Raw genomic sequence first — 15,491 nt, 5'->3', positions numbered from 1 at the left:
GTCACTTTTGTGAGCTATTTTGTACCTGTTTGTCTTGGTCATGCGATGATCCTGAACCTTCAGCAGGACCTTCATCCGCGTCACTAGAGTCAGGATCCGCTTTTGCGATGAAATAGATTTCGTCAGTTGCATTGGCTAGATCTTCGATAGAGCTACCGTGCAAGCTTAGTCCGAGGTCCGCATTTGTTCGTTCAAAAACATGGTAGGGTTCAAGCTCTCGGGCTGTGAGCAAGATTGCTCGACGCTGCCATGGCTTTTCATTCAGAGATCTCGCCAATTCAACTTCAGTTTCGGTAAATGGGGAAAGCTTCGCCAAGATGATGTAAACCTCAAAGCGGTTCTTTGGAAATGCATCGGCCACGATACGTAGGTTTGTGATATCGTTCTCGTCGATTTCACCACCGGAGTCCTTGCACTCGCCTATCACGATAGTTGTTTTTCTGGATCTAGGCGATTCAGCTATTACACAAAAATCCGTTTCGCAGGTTGGTAGCCCCGCTTGCGCTTCTTTTGGTATCAGATCGTGTGAAATACCAAAAAGATGGTCGCTCGCGATGTCGCTTAAATTTACGTGGAGCTGTTGCAACAGCAGAGCAACTGGGATTGCACCCAGCGTGTTTTTTTCTATACCCAGAATGCCGCTTCGCCTGTAAGCAAAGTCTCCATCAACCAATTGTCTAGTCGCGTCAAAATCATTTCCGCACAATGGGCATTCGGCTTGCTGGCGCAAAGTATCGAGAGGCGTCCAGCTCGTAAGTGCGCATGCGGGACACTTTAGGTCGGCACCAATTCGAAAAAGGTCCTTTTCGACAAGATGGCTGAACACCATTGGTGGCGTGAGGTTTGTACCAATTTCACGCGGTTCTATGAAAAGACGGAGGTGGTCTGAGAATTTTGAACCAGTCACAGGGTCGGGCGAAGCTATTAGTTGAAGGGCTCCTTTCTTGGAAAATGAACTACTAGGTCCGTAGGTTTTTATCAAACTGCGTACCCCGGGAATTTTGAAAGCGCGTGCACCATCGAGCCCGCCCATTCGAGTAATAAGCTGTCTAGTAACAAGCCCGCTACTACTTGGTTTGGCAGAGAACTGCGCCAATGCAAAAATCTGCTCCAGCAATGCAGGAACAGGTAGGGCGCTGAGCCCAATGTCTTTTTCGGTAGCATCAATAACTACACCGACGCTTTCATGTTCCAGTCGCAATCGGTCGTACCTGTGATGCATAGTACGAGCTGCGAACTCATTGAGTTCGGGAATGCATGGCGGTGCAAAAGTATAGTTGGCGCCGTCGCTGCGTACACCCATCAATGAAATTGAGGCAACCAAGTGCTGGGTGTGAAACCACGTCTCTCCTGAGAAGGGCTTTTCTTTTAACGCGAAAGTCACTCGCGGCTGAGCAGAATTTCCACCAATGACGCCGAGTGATGTCTCCTGACCAAAATGCATGCGTAGCGGCCGGATATTGAGGCCATTCCAGCTGGTTTCGTCAACTGAACAAATCGTGAATTCACCCTTGCCCGCCGCATCCTTTGCCCGATCAATGAATTCTTCACGAGCCCAAATAGCGGGTGTTCGCGGATAAGATCCTCGGCCTGATAACTGATCGCGGACGAGATGAATAAACTTAGTCTGAAGCTCGCAAGTTCGATCTGGGTAATTTATGTCCGAAAAGAGCAGGTTAGTGCCGCAAGCCCTCAAATTCCAGAAGTTGATCAAATCGACGCAGTTTTTGGAATCTCCAATGTAGACGCCGGGGTAAATCCAACCTGCGTTTGAAGAGTAATGCGGTTCTAACCCAAAGCGCCCTAGATTGGAGATGCGTGGGTTGTCGAGAACACTGGTCGGAACAGCCCCATCTGACAAACTGGGCTGCTCGACTTTCCCAAAGGAATCCGAAACGATCTGACTGTAGTCGATCCCGATCTCCGCTGGATCAGGAAATGCGCCATATTGGGCAAGGAACATGTCAGCCAGAGGATCATCAGGGTCCCAATTCGGCGCACATACTCCCTCCTGAACATACTCGTTCCAATGTGAGGCCCCACGCATTCGAATAATCATGTTCTCGAGGTCTAATAGCCGGGCCCGACCCTCTCGCCCGTGCGAGGGAGGGAAGAAAAGCCCGTCGCCCCAAAGTGGGTCGATAAGGTGGGAGTACCTTTCTGCAAAATGGGCGATCGCAGGATCGTCGCCTATTTTTACCAAGAAATCGGGGCGAAAGATTTCCACGATATTGTCAGCCTCTGGCCGATCCACAGCGATGATCGGGTTGTAGGCTCCACCCCAAAACGAGAAGCACAACCTCGCAACTTTGCGGAACCCCTCCAGATCGTTTGAGGTCAACAAAAAAGCAACGCGCAGTGGGCGATAGGCGATATCAACACGGACTGTATCCAAGGTCGCGCACGCTATGCTCCGATCGAGTTTTGCTCAAGGAGCTTTCAACAAACGCTACACAAATTTACAGGCTTAAGGTCTTTCATTAAGACGGTAAGTCAGTTGCACATATAACAGCACTAGCTTTGCTGAGCTGGCTTTCGCTCCGGCTAGAAGTATTCGTTAGTCTGGTGGTTACCGATGTTAATGATTGGGAAAATCGCAAACTAAATCACTTCCCGACTAGACCTGAAGAATTCATCGTAGGCACGGCTAGATACAATTCGAGCGAAGGGCGGGTTGAACTCCTTAACCGCAATAGGTTGGTTGCGTGGATTACATTGGCCCTTTCCGAATCCGCAATCTTTATAAGTACTAGAACCTCTTGAACGGTTCTCTCTGTGAGAAAGCTGGTGCAGCAAATTCGTGTCTGCTGGACCATGAGGGATTGATTCCATTGCGAATTCAATCTTCGAATACTGCACGCATTTTGCACACATTTTTAGTGCAGCTTTCCCGCGGTTCACCGCGCTTTTATGCGTTTCACAAAATACGGTGAAAGCGGATTTTCGGAAAAACCGGGGTTAGGGAAAAAGCTAAAGCTCTTGTTTTTTTAGGGTTTTTTGGGTGTTTTTTGGGGGTCTGGATGGTGCTGCTGGAGAGAATTGAACTCTCGACCTCTCCCTTACCAAGGGAGTGCTCTACCTCTGAGCTACAGCAGCGCCGTGGCGGGTGATTAGACTCAAACGAAACGCGGCGCAAGGGTGTCTGGACGGTTTTTTTCCACTCCTGTAGAGAAAGGCAATGGCAGATAAAAATTCACCCAAAAAACACGGCAAATCCGGGGATGCGCGCGAAGAGCGGCTGAAGGCGGCGCTCAAGGCGAATATGGCGCGGCGCAAGGCGCAGGCCAAGGCGCGGGCGGCATCCGGGGACAAGACCGGCAAGGACGAGGGATAAGAGCAGATGGATTCGATTCTGGTGACGGGCAATGGCCCGCTGAACGGGCAGATCCCCATTGCAGGGGCCAAGAATGCGTGCCTGACGCTGATGCCTGCGACGCTTCTCAGCGAAGAACCGCTGACGCTGACCAACGCGCCGCGCCTCAGCGACATCAAGACCATGACCGCGCTGCTGCAATCGCTGGGGGCCGAAGTGTCGTCGCTGCAGGACGGGCAGGTGCTGGCCATGTCCAGCCACGACCTGACCAGCCACACGGCGGATTATGAGATTGTGCGCAAGATGCGCGCCTCGAACCTGGTGCTGGGCCCGATGCTGGCGCGGTTGGGGCAGGCGGTTGTGTCGCTGCCCGGCGGTTGCGCCATCGGCGCACGCCCGATGGATCTGCATGTCGAAGGGCTGGAAGCACTCGGAGCCGAGATCGAGCTGAAAGACGGCTATCTGCACGCCAGGGCGCCGGGCGGTCTGAAGGGTGCGGTGCACGAGATGCGCTTTGCATCCGTGGGTGCGACCGAGAATATCGTCATGGCCGCTACGTTGGCCAAGGGCACCACGGTGTTGAAAAACGCCGCGCGCGAGCCCGAGATTGTCGATCTGGTCGAATGCCTGCGCAAGATGGGGGCTCAGATTTCGGGCGAGGGAACCTCGACCATCGAGATACAGGGCGTCGACCGGCTGCATGGCGCGACCCATCAGGTGGTTACAGACCGGATCGAACTGGGCACCTATATGCTGGCCCCGGCTATTTGCGGGGGTGAGGTCGAATTGCTGGGCGGGCGCATGTCGCTGGTCGAAAGCTTTGCCGCCAAACTGGATGCGGCAGGGATCAGCGTCTCTGAGACCGACAAGGGCCTGAAAGTGACCCGCAAGAACGGGCGCGTGGCTTCGGTCGATGTGGTGACCGAACCCTTCCCGGGCTTCCCGACCGATTTGCAGGCGCAGATGATGGCGCTGATGTGTACTGCCGAAGGTGTGTCCGTACTTGAAGAGCGTATTTTCGAGAATCGCTTTATGCACGCCCCCGAACTGGTGCGCATGGGCGCGAATATCGAGGTGCATGGCGGCACCGCCACGGTCACCGGGGTCGAGCGTCTGAAGGGCGCGCCGGTGATGGCGACCGATCTGCGGGCATCGGTCTCGCTGATCCTTGCCGGATTGGCGGCCGAAGGTGAGACGGTGGTCAGCCGGGTCTATCATCTGGACCGCGGATATGAGCATGTGGTGCGCAAGCTGGAAGGCGTGGGCGCAAAGATCGAACGGATTAAGGGGCAATGACAGACGCGAGTTTCAAAGACGGACGCGAGGCACCGCTGAACCTTGGGGCCGAGGACGCAGATGACCTGCAGGTCATCGCGACGCTGACCCAGGACGCGATTTTCCCGGTGACCGAGATGACATGGCAACCCGGCCAGCGCCGCTTTGCGCTGTTGCTGAACCGCTTCCGCTGGGAGGACAAGGATGCCGCCGCCCGGCGCGGGCGCGCCTATGAACGGGTGCAGGCGGTGCTGATGTTCGGCTCGGTTCTGTCGGTGGCCAGTCAGGGCATCGACCGCGGCGACAAGGACATGATCCTGTCGCTGCTGTCGGTCGAATTCGAGCCCGGCGAAGATGGCGCGGGACAAATCCTGCTGACTTTGGCGGGCGACGGCGCGATCCGCCTGTCGGTCGAGGCTGTCGATGTCACGCTCAAGGACGTGACGCGTCCCTACAAGGCCCCCTCGGGTCACGCGCCGCATCACCCCGAGTGAACAACAAACGCGGTATAGCGCAGGCGTTTTCGCAGCCACCGCAAGGTGTCGAGCTACGGCGCGCAACCGTGTTTGATGTGTTCGGGATGAGCCGTGTGCTGATCCGTTCGATCGAGCAGTTATGTGGTGCGGATCATAACGGTGACGCCCAGACGATTGCCAATTGGACGGCGAACAAGGATGCCGCCAGCATTCGCGATTGGGTGCAGTCGGGGGTTGAGCTTTGGGTTGCAGACCAGTCCGGCCAAATAGCCGCCGTCGGAGGCATCCGTGACGCCGAAATTACATTGCTCTACCTCGATCCGGATTTTATTGGACGCGGAGTCGGGTACGCCTTGTTACAGCGGCTTGAACAACAAATCGCCAAGGCAGGGCATACCGAAGCATTTCTTGAGGCGACAAGGACGGCTCAGGATTTCTATCTGCGAAACGGATGGGCACCAACGGGAAACTGCAGCCAACGCGACGACCTTTCCTGTTTTGCGATGCGCAAATCGCTGCACCCCTCTGGCGAAGGGTTGAGCCCATCCCGCACGGACGATAAGACCCGTTGAAACGCTTTCGGAGTCCCTCACATGCCCGTTTTCCTCGACACGACCTCCGCCGATTTCGAGCCCGCGTTTCAGGCGCTGCTATCCGCCAAGCGTGAGGACAGCCCGGATGTGGACGCGGTTGTGGCGCAGATCATCGAGGATGTGCGGGCCCGAGGCGATGCGGCGGTGATCGAACTGACCGCGAAATTCGATCGGCTGGAGCTGACGCCCGAGACCATGGCTTTCTCTGCCGACGAGATCACAGAGGCCGTCGCGCAAGTCTCGGCCGATGACCGCGCGGCGCTGAAACTGGCTGCGGATCGCATCCGAGCCTATCACGAACGGCAGATGCCCGAAGGGCAGGAATGGACCGATGCGGCGGGTGCAACGCTCGGTTGGCGCTGGTCGGCAGTTTCGGCAGCGGGGCTTTATGTGCCTGGCGGCCTGGCATCCTATCCGTCCTCGGTGTTGATGAACGCGATCCCGGCCAAGGTGGCGGGTGTGGAACGGCTGGCTATTGTTGTCCCCACACCGGACGGTCAGGTCAATCCGCTGGTCCTGCTGGCGGCGCAGCTGGCGGGTGTGGATGAGGTCTATCGTATCGGCGGCGCGCAGGCTGTCGCTGCGCTGGCCTACGGAACGGAAACCATCGCGCCGGTCGACAAGATCACCGGACCGGGCAACGCCTTTGTCGCCGCCGCCAAACGTCGTGTGTTTGGCAAGGTGGGCATCGACATGATCGCGGGTCCGTCCGAGATTCTGGTGATCGCCGACAAGGACAACGATCCCGACTGGATTGCACTGGACCTGCTCAGTCAGGCGGAACATGACGAAAGCGCGCAGTCGATCCTGATCACCAATGACGCGGGCTTTGGTCAGGCCGTGGCGCGGGCGGTCGACAAACGCCTCGAAACCCTGCAGCGCCGCGCCATCGCGGGCGCAAGCTGGCGCGACTATGGCGCCGTGATTACCGTGCGCGATCTGGACGAGGCCGCCGCGCTGTCGAACCGCATCGCGCCCGAACATCTGGAACTGTGCGTCGCCGATCCGGTGGCGCTGAGCCAGCAGACCATCCACGCGGGCGCCATTTTCCTGGGCCAATACACGCCCGAGGCCATCGGCGATTATATCGGCGGCCCCAACCATGTGCTGCCAACCGCACGCTCGGCGCGGTTTTCTTCGGGCCTCAGCGTAATGGATTTCCTCAAACGCACCACGCTCAGCCAGATGACCCCCGAGGCCCTGCGTGCCATCGGGCCCGCGGCTGAACAACTGGCCCGCTCGGAAAGCCTTGAGGCACATGGCCTGTCTGTCACGGCGCGTCTGAACCGGTTGAACGGCTGAAGTGACGCAATCACCCGCAAGCTATGGCGCTTCTGCGCGTTGCCCATTGAATTCTGTTGTTATAGGTCTGTGCAGACGCAAGGATTGTGACCGTTAAGATGACCCGTATCTCGCATATCGAACTGGACGACCGAAACCTGCCCCCGCCGACCCCTGAGATCGAGCAGGAGCGCAAGGTCGCCATCTATGATCTGCTCGAGGAAAACTCGTTCACGCTGCCCGCGCGCGACGACCGGGCGATCCCCGATGGCCCCTATCACGTGCAGCTGTCGATCCGCGACAAGCGGCTGGTCTTCGACATCGCCACCGAGGCGGACGAGAAAGCGGCTGAATTTCACCTGTCGCTGGGGCCGTTCCGTCAGGTGGTCAAGGACTACTTCCAGATCTGCGAGAGCTATTTCAATGCGGTCAAGAACCTGCCGCCCAGCCAGATCGAAACCATCGACATGGCCCGGCGCGGCATCCACAACGAAGGCAGCCGCGTGCTGCAGGAACGGCTGGATGGCAAGGCCGAGATCGACACTGACACCGCCCGCCGCCTGTTCACGCTGATCTGCGTGCTGCATTTCGGAGGCTAACGGGTGACGCCGCTGCCGCAGTCGATCCTGTTCTGCTGTGACCACAATTCGGTCCGCTCGCCCATGGCCGAGGGCATCATGAAGAAATTCTACGGCACCGGCACCTATGTGCAATCCGCCGGTGTGCATAACGATCTTGAGATCGACGGCTTCTGCATCGCCGTCTGTCAGGAGATCGGCGTCGAACTGTCCCGCCACCGCAGCCGGTCCTTCGATGAGATGGAGCAATGGGGCGACGACCTCAGTTCATTCGACCTGATCGTGGCCCTGTCGCCCGCCAGCCAGCGAAAGGCGCTGGAACTGACCCGGTTTTTCCACCTCGATGTCGATTATTGGCCAATTATGGACCCTACCGGATTAGGCGAGACCCGCGAGGACAAGCTACGTCACTACCGACAAACCCGCGAACAGATCATCTCGCATCTGAAAGACCGCTGGGGCGAACCGACGGAGTGACCATGAACCAAACCGTGAAAACCTATTTCGACGCCTTCAATGCCGGTGATGTGGATGGCATGCTGGCCTGCCTGTCCGATGATGTCGCCCATCACGTGAACGAAGGCCAGATACGCGTCGGCAAAGAGAAATTTGCCGCCTTTTGCGCCCATATGAACCGCTGCTATCGCGAGAACCTGACCGATATCGTGATCTTCGAGGCCGAAACCGGCACGCGCGCCGCCGCCGAGTTCATCGTCAACGGCACCTATCTGGAAACCGACGAAGGCCTGCCCGAGGCCCGCGGTCAGACCTATCGCCTGCCGGCGGGCTCGTTCTTTGACCTCAAAGACGGCAAGATCACCCGCGTAACCACCTTTTACAACCTCGCCGACTGGACCAAACAGGTCTCGAATGGCTGAGATCACCGATGTCCGCCCCCTGACCGGAGCGGCGCTCGAGGCTGCTCTGGACGATGTCGCTCGCCTGCGGATCGAGGTGTTCCGGGTCTGGCCCTATCTCTACGATGGCGATCTGGCGTACGAGCGGGCCTATCTGCAATCCTACCGCGACAGCAACAGGGCCATTGTCGTCGGTGCCTTTGATGGCGACAGGCTGGTCGGGGCCTCGACAGGCGCACCGCTGACCGATCACGCCGACGATTTCGCCGCTGCCTTCGCCGGGACAGGGCTGAACCTGTCCGACATTTTCTATTGCGCCGAATCCGTCTTGTTGTCTGACTATCGGGGGCAGGGTGCGGGCCACAGGTTCTTTGATCAGCGCGAAGCCCATGCCCGCACGCTGGGCTTCACCAAAAGCGCCTTCTGCAGCGTTCAGCGCCCCGCCGACCACCCAAAGCGGCCCGCCGAATATCACCCGCTGGATGCGTTCTGGCGTGCCCGGGGCTATGCGCCTTTGCCCGGTGTCATCGCGCAGTTTTCGTGGAAGGATGTAGGTGAGGAAAGCGAGACCCAAAAGCCGCTGCAATTCTGGATCCGGGATTTGTGAGGCCGTTGGGCGCAAGCCGCCCACTTGCCGTGATCCACACTGCCCCATACCATCCTGCATATGTGTGGAAAGTTTGCAGCCGGTCACCTGACGCAGCGCCAGATGTTGGCGATCCTTGAACATTTTCTCTACGGTAAAGTCTCGCCTCATCTTCCCGAGTCCTTGCCCTCGGGCGGCTATAACATCTCACCGATAAACCGCGTGGGCATAATCCGCTGGGACGGCGACAAGGCCGAGCTCAGCACTGCACGCTGGCAGATCAGGGACCCGCGAAGCCAAAAGCCTCTGATCAACTCCAAGATCGAGAACACCGGGTTCTGGCAAGACTACTGGGATCGCGGTCGCTGTCTTGTTCCGGCGATTGGCTATTATGAATGGCCGAAAGATCAGGGCCATGATTGCCCGGTCTATATCTCGGTCAAACACAATGCCCCGGTGATGTTCTTTGCCGGGTTTTACCGCACCGATGACGGCAACCATTCCTGCACCATCCTGACCCGCAAACCCAGCCCGCAGATCGCGCATATCCACAATCGAATGCCGGTGATCCTTACCCCGGATGAAATCGAATGCTGGCTGTCGGGCGTCACTACGGCGCAGGACGCCCAGCAGTCTCTGGGCACGGGGTATGAGGGCCGCTTCCAATACCATACGGTTAAACCGATCAAACGCGGCTCGGACGGAGAGACCCTGATCGAACCCTTCACGCCCCCGGTTCAGACCGGGTTTGATTTCTGACAGCGAACCGTGGTCAGGGCTTTGCGCCCTCGGCACCGGGCGGCGACGAAAAGTACGTATCGCGCTCATGGAACTTGCCGCGGATTCCTGTTTGCCAGTGATCTGAGAGGTGTCTATGACACTTCTATTACATTCCGGCCGGTCATTGACCCAGCCCGAGTTAAGAATAATTCACCATCTATTGGCTGACCAAGTGTCAGGAAGTTAAGGAATTCAACATGCTTGGCTTACGGAAACTGACGAGTCGCCACATCATCGTGACAGTGACCATTCTGAACCTTCTAATGGTGGTCATTGGATATATCGGGCACGACAATCCCACCAAGCATTACCGGGAAGGCTCGGTCGGAACCCACATCTCAATTCTGCTGCTGGCGCTGATTGCGCTGGTCAACTTCCAGATTTTTCTGTGCAGAAACAAACAGGTTATCTGGCTTCTGATATCGTTGGGCTTTACGTTTCTGGCGTTTGACGAAGGCCTGTTGATTCATGAGAACACCGATAAGGCCATCCACCAGATTTTCGGGATCAAGCAAACCAGCCTGACCGACCGGATTGATGACATGCTCATCGGCCTCTACGGGCTTATTGGTGCCGCGGTCCTTTATCGTTATCGGAAAGAGGTCCTTCGACACAGGGTCCTGTTGCGCTTTCTGATCTCCGGTTTCGTATGCCTCGCCGCGACGGTTGTGTTCGACGCCATTTCAAATGATGACGCCTTGTTTCGGTGGGTCGGGATTTCCGAAGAAAATGTCCTCGACTACAAGCTGGCGTTCCGCGGACTCGAAGAGGTGTTCAAGCTGATGGCCGAAGCGGTTTTCCTGGCCGGATTTGTCGAGGTGCTGAGGCGGGTCAAATCGGACGCCGATCCCTCGGCGAGCGGTGATCAGGCGATTTAGGTTTCGCGCTTGTTTACGTGAGTTCACCAGTGCGATCTGACACGCGATTCCGCATGACACGCCGCGCACTCCTCCCTTATGGTGACGCGGTGCCTAACCGGGAATACGCATGATGAAAGTAGCCACCGCCGCATATGATCTCGACTGGCTCGACAGCTGGGCGCAATACGAAGATAAGCTGGAACGCTGGGTCGCGGAGGCAGCAGGGCAGGGGGCCGAACTGCTGGTCTTTCCCGAATATGGTGCGATGGAGTTGTCGACCCTTGATGGTGCCGATGTGGCCGGTGATCTGGAACGCTCGATCCGGGCGGTTTCGGACCGGATGGAAGATGTACAACACGTACACCAGCGCCTCGCAAAAGAGTACAACACATACATTCTGGGTGCTTCGGCCCCGGTTCTCGACGGACCGGGCCGTCCGGTGAACCGGGCTGCGTTTTACGCGCCGGATGGGGCTGTTGACCATCAGGACAAGCAGATCATGACCCGGTTCGAGCGTGACCTCTGGGACATCGCACCGGGCGGTCCGCTGAAGCTGTTCGATACTGCGCTGGGCAAGATCGGAGTTCTCATTTGCTATGACAGCGAGTTCCCGCTGCTGGGCCGCGCCCTGCAGGAGGCCGATCTGGTCCTTGTACCCTCCTGCACCGAAGCCCTGTCAGGTTACTGGCGGGTGCGCATTGGTGCGATGTCAAGAGCATTGGAAAATCAATGTGTTACAGTCATGGCATCGCTTGTTGGTAACTATGACTGGTCCGAGGCAGTGGATATGAACACCGGCATGGGCGGCGTTTTCGGTCCGCCCGACAAGGGCTTTCCACAGACCGGTGTTCTGGCCGAGGGGGATCTGAGCCGACCCGGTTGGACCTATGCGGACATTGATCCCGGCGCAATTGCCGCTGTCCGCGCGGACGGCCATGTGCTCAACCGCACCCACTGGGCCGAGCAGGATGCAAGAGTCAATTCGGTCACAATATCACCCCTTTAGGCGATTCCGCCCTTGAAATAAGGGTAAAATAAGCTCATTTAAGCGCACATCCCCGCAGATTCTGCGGGTGCAACTTAAATGTGGAGACAACATGGCCAAGGAAGATACGCTCGAATTTCCCGGTGTCGTGAAGGAACTCCTGCCTAATGCGACGTTTCGGGTCGAGCTGGAAAACGGCCATGAGATCATCGCACATACGGCAGGCAAGATGCGCAAGAACCGCATCCGTGTTCTGGCCGGCGACAAGGTTCAGGTCGAGATGACCCCCTATGATCTGACCAAGGGTCGGATCAACTACCGCTTCAAGTAACGCCTGCCGCAATGGCGTTTATTCTCGGATCGGGCAGCCCAAGGCGGCTGGACCTGTTGGCGCAGCTTGGCGTGCAGCCCGATGCGATACACCCTCCTGAAATCGACGAAACGCCTCTGAAAGGCGAGTTGCCGGTTCCGTATTGCAATCGCATCACGCGCGAAAAAGTACAGGCTGTTCAGGCAGATAATGACGATGTCACCCTGTGTGCCGACACCACGGTCGCGCTGGGGCGGCGCATTCTGGGCAAGCCCGAAGATGCAGCCCAGGCCGCCGAGTTTCTGTATGCTTTGTCTGGCAGACGCCACCGGGTGATCACCTCGGTGGCCGTCCGGCGCGGCGAGAAAATACTGCAGCGTGACGTCGTCTCGCAGGTCAAGGTCAAGCGCCTCTCCGACACCGAGATCAACGCCTATCTGGCTACAGGTGATTGGCAGGGCAAGGCCGGCGCCTATGCTATTCAAGGCCCTGCGGGTGCGTTCATTCCATGGATTTCGGGTTCATTCACCGGCATTGTAGGGTTGCCCCTGTCCGAGACCGCCGCCCTACTGCAGGGTATCGGTTATCCACTTTATCGCGAGGCACCATGAAGGGTCGCACCATCGTTCTGGACCACATCCAAGGCCGCGAGGCCGCGGCGCTTATGGTCGACGGCAAGCTGGATGATTTCCTGATTGCTGCAGATGCCCCCGCACCCGGCACGATCTATCGCGCCCGCGCAGATCGCCCGGTGAAAGGGCAGGGCGGCATGTTCCTGACCACTCCAGACGGCCCCGCCTTTCTGAGGCAGGTCAAGGGCTTGGCCCCCGGCGCCCTGCTGCTGGTGCAGGTGTCAGGCTACGCCGAACCCGGCAAGGCCATCCCGGTGACCAATCGCATCCTGTTCAAAAGCCGCTATGCTATCATCACGCCGGATGCACCCGGCCTCAACATCTCACGTAGCATCCGTGACGAGGATGAGAGAGACCGGCTGCTGGAAATCGCGCATGATCAGATGGAAGACAGCCCATATGGGCTGATCCTGCGGTCTGGTTGTGCTGGCGCTGACAGTGGCGAAATCGCAGATGATGTCGCCGCTATGCGTCTTCAGGCCGAGCAGGTGCTGAACGATTCCGGTGATCAACCCGAAACCCTCAGTGAAGGCGACGGCCCCCATATCCTGGCATGGCGCGACTGGACCGACCCGGCCGAAGTAGTGACCAGTGCCGGAGGGTTCGAAGCCCATGGCGTACTGGATGCCCTGGATGTCGCGCGCGGCATCGCCGAACCATTGCCGGGCGGCGGATATCTTTACATCGAACCCACCCGCGCGCTGGTTGCGGTGGATGTGAACACCGGTGCGGACACCTCGCTTGCAGCGGGAATCAAGGCGAATTTCGCCTGTGCAAAAATCCTGCCACGCGCATTGCGTGTTCGCGGTTTGGCGGGACAGATTGTGCTGGATCTTGCCCCGATGCCCAAGAAAGACAGGCGCGGTTTCGAAGCGGCCCTGCGAGGGGCTTTCAAGACCGACCCCGATGAAACCACACTCGCGGGCTGGACCCCCTTGGGCCATTTTGAGCTGCAGCGAAAACGGGCGCGCGTGCCGCTGTCGGAGATCCTGAAATGAGCTGCCCGATCTGCGCCGGTGATACGGTCCCAGAGTTCCGTCCCTTTTGCTCCAAACGCTGCGCAGACATCGATCTGGCCAAATGGCTGAACGGTTCATACGCAGTTCCGTCGCAGCGGGAAGAGGACCCCGATATCGAACCTGACCCGAGCGATTTCACGTCAGGGCGACCGCACTGAAAAAATGTGAAAAAGCCTCTGGACACTGCTGGTAGCAAGTCATAGAAGGCCTCCACCCAACGACAAAAGTCGTTCCCGTGCCCGGGTAGCTCAGGGGTAGAGCAGTGGATTGAAAATCCTCGTGTCGGTGGTTCGATTCCGCCCCCGGGCACCATTTTTATCTGAAAATAAATATATAAAATCAAAGGCTTAAGTCGATTTCGGCGCTTAGGAATGTACTGCCCGATGGACAGTGGATAACATCTGCGAAGGGGTTTGGCGATCTATCGCAAAGACAGCAGTCCCTATTGGTATTTCCGATTATAAGACCCGATAGCGGGAAAATACGTGCATTGGTCTTCCAAAGAAGAATCGCGACCCGAAGCGATTGAAGTGGCTTATGAGTTTTCTGATCACCTACGCATCCAAGACGTAGACCCTGGCGTAGGCAATCCAGGAAGTGCAAGTTGAAACCGACACTCAATCAGCAGGGTTGGGCAAATCAGCGATTCACAAAGAAAATTGGGCTTCTCGTAAAGAATGATCTACCACTGAGAATCTTGAACTAACTTAAATCGACAGGGCGCAGTCCCACTACAGTCCCGGCGATAAAATCGCAAAGAGGTTTTGGTTACCAATCGCGATGCGCTGATTTAGTTGGGGAATTTGGTAGCGGAGGAGGGACTTGAACCCCCGACACGCGGATTATGATTCCGCTGCTCTAACCAACTGAGCTACTCCGCCACGAGTGAGAGGCGATTTAAGCGAGGGGCCGGGGAGGGTCAAGAGGGAAATGCGCCTTCGACGGGATTCTTTATGTGCTCATTCAATGTGTGTTTTGTTTTGTCGTGGTGGCGCGTGTCATGTCGGCGATTTGGCGGATGAAGCGTGCGCAGATGTCTGGCTCGGTGATCAGAATCATGTGGCCGCGGTTCTCCAGCTCCTCGCAGGTGAGGCCGAATTTCGTCATTGAAACACCGTGTATTTCAGCCGACAGGATTGGGTCTTCGGCGCCGAACAGGATGCCTCCGGGCGTTTGCAGGTTGTCATAGCGTCGGGTTAATGCCCCTATGCTGGCCTCGACGCCGACGACGTCTTGTGATGCGGTGATAAAGGCCGAGGGGCGCAAGCCGAGGGCGCCTCCGGCGCGGTTCAGGAAATCGGCAGGTGCCGGTTCGGGGGCGAAGACGTCTTTCAGGACCAGCGGCGCAGTTTTGCGGGCCATTGGGACCGCGATGGTGTTGCCGATGAGGTTGCGTAGCCATTCGGTGCGAATTTCCAGCGGTTTGAAGACGGCGGGCGGTTCAGGCATCTGCTGTGTGAGTGGGGCCAGGAGCGCCAGCGCCGATGTGGTTTCGGGGTGATCCAGTGCCATCGCCAGCGAGACTGCGCCGCCCAGCGAATGGCCAACCAGTATGGCCTGGTCGACATTCTTGATTTTTAGAAATTCGTGGATCATGCGGGCCTGTTCAGGCAGTGCGGCCAGCGCGGCGGTGTCGCGGGTGGAATATCCGCATCCCGGCCGATCAACCGCCAGAACGTGGTAGTCTTGCGCAAGATCATCCACCAGCGCATAGGTGAAATGCTGCAACTGGCCTGAGAGGCCGTGGATCATGACGATGGTCTGATTGCTGGGATCGCCTTTTTCGACATAGTGGATGCTGCCGCCCTGAACGGGCACGATCTGTCCCAACTGCGGCACAATTTCGGTCCCTTGCCGGGTCAGGCGGCGGGTCCAGATGTGCATGCCCAGCAAGAACCCCGCCAGCAGCAGGACAATCGTCAGCAGGATCGACATCACGGGTCTCC

18 protein-coding genes and 3 tRNA genes are annotated in these 15,491 nt (G+C 57.7%); 17 read left to right on the top strand and 4 right to left on the bottom strand.

The features are described 5' to 3' along the window. Position 1 precedes the first annotated feature (1 nt). Both ACR3E4_RS03690 and ACR3E4_RS03685 read right to left on the bottom strand, forming a co-directional pair. A complete protein-coding gene (locus tag ACR3E4_RS03690) occupies positions 2-2,395 on the bottom strand; it encodes a hypothetical protein (RefSeq protein ID WP_480534087.1) in 2,394 nt (797 codons plus the stop codon). A 626-nt stretch (positions 2,396-3,021) separates the two neighbouring features. After that, positions 3,022-3,096 (bottom strand) — tRNA-Thr (locus ACR3E4_RS03685). 82 nt (positions 3,097-3,178) lie between these two features. On the opposite strand from ACR3E4_RS03685, the gene ACR3E4_RS03680 reads away from it, so the two are divergent. From ACR3E4_RS03680 to ACR3E4_RS03600, 17 genes are all read left to right on the top strand, one after another. Then, positions 3,179-3,334, top strand: a complete 156-nt coding sequence (locus ACR3E4_RS03680) for a hypothetical protein (protein ID WP_480534085.1) — start codon at positions 3,179-3,181, stop codon at positions 3,332-3,334. Between the two features lie 6 nt (positions 3,335-3,340). Then, positions 3,341-4,609 (top strand): UDP-N-acetylglucosamine 1-carboxyvinyltransferase, encoded by a 1,269-nt coding sequence (murA, locus tag ACR3E4_RS03675; RefSeq protein ID WP_480534083.1) that lies wholly within the window; start codon positions 3,341-3,343, stop codon positions 4,607-4,609. Then, on the top strand, positions 4,606-5,082 hold the full coding sequence (locus ACR3E4_RS03670; RefSeq protein ID WP_480534081.1) for a DUF2948 family protein: 477 nt from the start codon (positions 4,606-4,608) through the stop codon (positions 5,080-5,082). Before murA ends, ACR3E4_RS03670 begins: the two co-directional genes overlap by 4 nt. A gap of 68 nt (positions 5,083-5,150) precedes the next feature. Then, positions 5,151-5,636 (top strand): GNAT family N-acetyltransferase, encoded by a 486-nt coding sequence (locus ACR3E4_RS03665; protein ID WP_480567053.1) that lies wholly within the window; start codon positions 5,151-5,153, stop codon positions 5,634-5,636. A gap of 21 nt (positions 5,637-5,657) precedes the next feature. Then, the gene (hisD, locus tag ACR3E4_RS03660) at positions 5,658-6,959 is read left to right on the top strand and encodes a histidinol dehydrogenase (protein ID WP_480534077.1); all 1,302 of its coding nucleotides are present in this window, start codon (positions 5,658-5,660) and stop codon (positions 6,957-6,959) included. 98 nt (positions 6,960-7,057) lie between these two features. Next, complete coding sequence (locus ACR3E4_RS03655) at positions 7,058-7,537, top strand: UPF0262 family protein (RefSeq protein ID WP_480534075.1); 480 nt, start codon at positions 7,058-7,060, stop codon at positions 7,535-7,537. Positions 7,538-7,540: 3 nt separating this feature from the next. Next, positions 7,541-7,993 carry an arsenate-mycothiol transferase ArsC gene (locus ACR3E4_RS03650; protein WP_480534073.1) on the top strand — a complete coding sequence of 151 codons (453 nt, stop codon included), beginning with the start codon at positions 7,541-7,543 and terminating at the stop codon, positions 7,991-7,993. Positions 7,994-7,995: 2 nt separating this feature from the next. Then, entirely contained in the window at positions 7,996-8,394 is a 399-nt protein-coding gene (locus ACR3E4_RS03645; RefSeq protein ID WP_480534071.1) for a ketosteroid isomerase-related protein, read from the top strand. Beyond that, positions 8,387-8,980: a GNAT family N-acetyltransferase gene (locus ACR3E4_RS03640; RefSeq protein ID WP_480534069.1), complete on the top strand. Its 594-nt coding sequence runs from the start codon at positions 8,387-8,389 to the stop codon at positions 8,978-8,980. The genes ACR3E4_RS03645 and ACR3E4_RS03640 overlap by 8 nt, the downstream gene beginning before the upstream one ends. A gap of 60 nt (positions 8,981-9,040) precedes the next feature. After that, a complete protein-coding gene (locus ACR3E4_RS03635) occupies positions 9,041-9,718 on the top strand; it encodes an SOS response-associated peptidase (RefSeq protein WP_480534067.1) in 678 nt (225 codons plus the stop codon). Positions 9,719-9,936: 218 nt separating this feature from the next. Continuing rightward, complete coding sequence (locus tag ACR3E4_RS03630) at positions 9,937-10,617, top strand: hypothetical protein (RefSeq protein ID WP_480534065.1); 681 nt, start codon at positions 9,937-9,939, stop codon at positions 10,615-10,617. Positions 10,618-10,729: 112 nt separating this feature from the next. Then, positions 10,730-11,605, top strand: a complete 876-nt coding sequence (locus ACR3E4_RS03625) for a carbon-nitrogen hydrolase family protein (RefSeq protein ID WP_480534145.1) — start codon at positions 10,730-10,732, stop codon at positions 11,603-11,605. A gap of 91 nt (positions 11,606-11,696) precedes the next feature. Continuing rightward, the gene (gene infA / locus ACR3E4_RS03620; protein ID WP_005978431.1) at positions 11,697-11,915 is read left to right on the top strand and encodes a translation initiation factor IF-1; all 219 of its coding nucleotides are present in this window, start codon (positions 11,697-11,699) and stop codon (positions 11,913-11,915) included. An 11-nt stretch (positions 11,916-11,926) separates the two neighbouring features. After that, positions 11,927-12,505, top strand: a complete 579-nt coding sequence (locus ACR3E4_RS03615; protein WP_480534063.1) for a Maf family protein — start codon at positions 11,927-11,929, stop codon at positions 12,503-12,505. Then, the gene (locus tag ACR3E4_RS03610; RefSeq protein ID WP_480534061.1) at positions 12,502-13,524 is read left to right on the top strand and encodes a ribonuclease E/G; all 1,023 of its coding nucleotides are present in this window, start codon (positions 12,502-12,504) and stop codon (positions 13,522-13,524) included. Before ACR3E4_RS03615 ends, ACR3E4_RS03610 begins: the two co-directional genes overlap by 4 nt. After that, positions 13,521-13,703: a DNA gyrase inhibitor YacG gene (locus ACR3E4_RS03605; protein ID WP_480534059.1), complete on the top strand. Its 183-nt coding sequence runs from the start codon at positions 13,521-13,523 to the stop codon at positions 13,701-13,703. The genes ACR3E4_RS03610 and ACR3E4_RS03605 overlap by 4 nt, the downstream gene beginning before the upstream one ends. Before the next feature lie 79 nt (positions 13,704-13,782). Next, a tRNA-Phe gene (locus tag ACR3E4_RS03600) sits at positions 13,783-13,857 on the top strand. A 492-nt stretch (positions 13,858-14,349) separates the two neighbouring features. Here ACR3E4_RS03600 and ACR3E4_RS03595 read toward each other — a convergent pair. Further along, a tRNA-Met gene (locus ACR3E4_RS03595) sits at positions 14,350-14,426 on the bottom strand. 82 nt (positions 14,427-14,508) lie between these two features. Continuing rightward, positions 14,509-15,480, bottom strand: a complete 972-nt coding sequence (locus ACR3E4_RS03590; RefSeq protein WP_480534057.1) for an alpha/beta fold hydrolase — start codon at positions 15,478-15,480, stop codon at positions 14,509-14,511. Between the last annotated feature and the right edge of the window lie 11 nt (positions 15,481-15,491).

This window comes from Ruegeria sp. AP11, assembly GCF_056535865.1.
The sequence above is the reverse complement of the archived record's forward strand: the minus strand, read 5'-3'. Positions and strand labels throughout refer to the sequence as shown.

Bases quoted from the DNA above. Each gene is read 5' to 3' on its own strand.
- ACR3E4_RS03680 (WP_480534085.1), top strand. From the start codon at position 3,179: ATGGCAGATAAAAATTCACCCAAAAAACACGGCAAATCCGGGGATGCG.
- murA (WP_480534083.1), top strand. From the start codon at position 3,341: ATGGATTCGATTCTGGTGACGGGCAATGGCCCGCTGAACGGGCAGATC.
- ACR3E4_RS03670 (WP_480534081.1), top strand. From the start codon at position 4,606: ATGACAGACGCGAGTTTCAAAGACGGACGCGAGGCACCGCTGAACCTT.
- hisD (WP_480534077.1), top strand. From the start codon at position 5,658: ATGCCCGTTTTCCTCGACACGACCTCCGCCGATTTCGAGCCCGCGTTT.
- ACR3E4_RS03655 (WP_480534075.1), top strand. From the start codon at position 7,058: ATGACCCGTATCTCGCATATCGAACTGGACGACCGAAACCTGCCCCCG.
- ACR3E4_RS03645 (WP_480534071.1), top strand. From the start codon at position 7,996: ATGAACCAAACCGTGAAAACCTATTTCGACGCCTTCAATGCCGGTGAT.
- ACR3E4_RS03640 (WP_480534069.1), top strand. From the start codon at position 8,387: ATGGCTGAGATCACCGATGTCCGCCCCCTGACCGGAGCGGCGCTCGAG.
- ACR3E4_RS03635 (WP_480534067.1), top strand. From the start codon at position 9,041: ATGTGTGGAAAGTTTGCAGCCGGTCACCTGACGCAGCGCCAGATGTTG.
- ACR3E4_RS03630 (WP_480534065.1), top strand. From the start codon at position 9,937: ATGCTTGGCTTACGGAAACTGACGAGTCGCCACATCATCGTGACAGTG.
- ACR3E4_RS03625 (WP_480534145.1), top strand. From the start codon at position 10,730: ATGAAAGTAGCCACCGCCGCATATGATCTCGACTGGCTCGACAGCTGG.
- infA (WP_005978431.1), top strand. From the start codon at position 11,697: ATGGCCAAGGAAGATACGCTCGAATTTCCCGGTGTCGTGAAGGAACTC.
- ACR3E4_RS03615 (WP_480534063.1), top strand. From the start codon at position 11,927: ATGGCGTTTATTCTCGGATCGGGCAGCCCAAGGCGGCTGGACCTGTTG.
- ACR3E4_RS03610 (WP_480534061.1), top strand. From the start codon at position 12,502: ATGAAGGGTCGCACCATCGTTCTGGACCACATCCAAGGCCGCGAGGCC.
- ACR3E4_RS03605 (WP_480534059.1), top strand. From the start codon at position 13,521: ATGAGCTGCCCGATCTGCGCCGGTGATACGGTCCCAGAGTTCCGTCCC.
- ACR3E4_RS03590 (WP_480534057.1), bottom strand. From the start codon at position 15,480: ATGTCGATCCTGCTGACGATTGTCCTGCTGCTGGCGGGGTTCTTGCTG.